Source organism: Frankia gtarii, assembly GCF_025403375.1.
GTDB classification, from domain to species: Bacteria; Actinomycetota; Actinomycetes; order Frankiales; family Frankiaceae; genus Frankia; species Frankia gtarii.
The window spans coordinates 1-1,352 of the sequence record NZ_JAMPTM010000532.1 but is presented as its reverse complement, the minus strand read 5'-3'; the positions used below and the strand labels follow the sequence as shown (position 1 = coordinate 1,352).

Genomic DNA, 1,352 nt, shown 5'->3' with positions numbered 1-1,352 from the left:
CCCCACCCCCCGCAGCCCCGCGCAAGCAACCGTCGCAGCCAGGAACCGAGCCGGCGGGGCTGCTGCCGCACCGGGCCGAATCTGCTCCCTCCGTCAGGCAGCCGGAGCCAGGGCGGCGCCCGAGAGCCGGACCGGCAACCCCCACGACACCGCCAGCAGATCCGGACGTCCCGCAACTGGACCTCCCCGCCTGGCCGGGACTGCCAACGCCCGGCCTGTGATCAGGACCGCGGGCCCCGCTGCTTGTCGCCGCATCACCCCGAATCTCGACCCCGAGAGAAGCCCACATGCATTCGCCGACCTCACCGGAGAACCTCCGACGCCTACCCCTCGTCCTCGACCTGTCGACCGCGGCACCCCTGTTCGGGATCGGTCGCACCTTCGCCTACGAGCTGGCGCGCGCCGACGATTTCCCCTGCCCGGTCCGCCGCTACGGCCGCCTCTACCGCGTCCGCACCGCCGACCTCCTGCACAGCCTCGGCCTCGAGGGCAATGGCTGGACCGACTGGCAGCTCACGCGACTCCGACGCCTCCCTCCCATCGTCGATCTCCCCACCGCGGCAAAGCTGTTCGGGCTCGGCCGGACCCTCGCCTACAACCTCGCCCGCGCCGACGATTTCCCCTGCCCGGTTCGCCGCTACGGCCGCCTCTACCGCGTCCGCACCACCGACCTCCTCCACGCCCTCGGTCTGACTGGTGAGGAGGACCAGGCCGACCCCGACCCTCAACCGGCCACGTCGGCTGGCGCGCCTCGGGCCCTGCTAGCAGCGGCCCCCCGACCGGCCAGCGGCGCATCTATGAGTTCCCAACCGCGCCCGCCGCTGCCCACGCGTGTGCCGACGGCAAGCCGGGGCCAGACCAGGGGGCACGACCAACGGCAACCCGAGCTACCAGGAGCCCGAACGTCTGGACGCTCCCCTGGTCGGCCACCCCGATGACCCGGCCGACCAGCGCAGCCCCGGCGGAGCCGGCCCCGCGGCACAGGCCCCGCCCCGGCCAACGCCGCTGCGACGCTCACGCGCCGCACGCCCGGCAGCTTCTCCCTCCACCCGCAGCGACACCGCTGCCCGCACGCGCACCCACCGCGCCGAGCGATGCGTGAACCTCTCACCTACGGCAGCCTCGCCGACGCCGCGGCCCGCATTGCCACCGCAGCCGCGGCCAATCCACCGCGGCCCAGTGCCCGCGTCGGCGAGATCCTCGACCACGCCGCCGGCATCGGCCGACTCCTCGCCACCGCCGGCCGCCATGCCAAGTTCCTCGACGCCCCCTTCGGCGGCGGCCTCGGCCGGTCCACGACCTTCGTCAACCGCCTCGTCACCACAGCACTGACCGCCGACCAGCTCTACGCC

At 74.0% G+C, this 1,352-nt stretch carries 1 protein-coding gene and 1 pseudogene; both read left to right on the top strand.

Going from position 1 to position 1,352, the window contains the following annotated elements; translation table 11 throughout:
• Positions 1-287: 287 nt before the first annotated feature.
• Positions 288-938, top strand: a complete 651-nt coding sequence (locus tag NBZ83_RS32130) for a MerR family transcriptional regulator (protein WP_261576513.1) — start codon at positions 288-290, stop codon at positions 936-938.
• 156 nt (positions 939-1,094) lie between these two features.
• A pseudogene (locus NBZ83_RS32125) lies at positions 1,095-1,352 on the top strand (hypothetical protein); the annotation flags it as partial.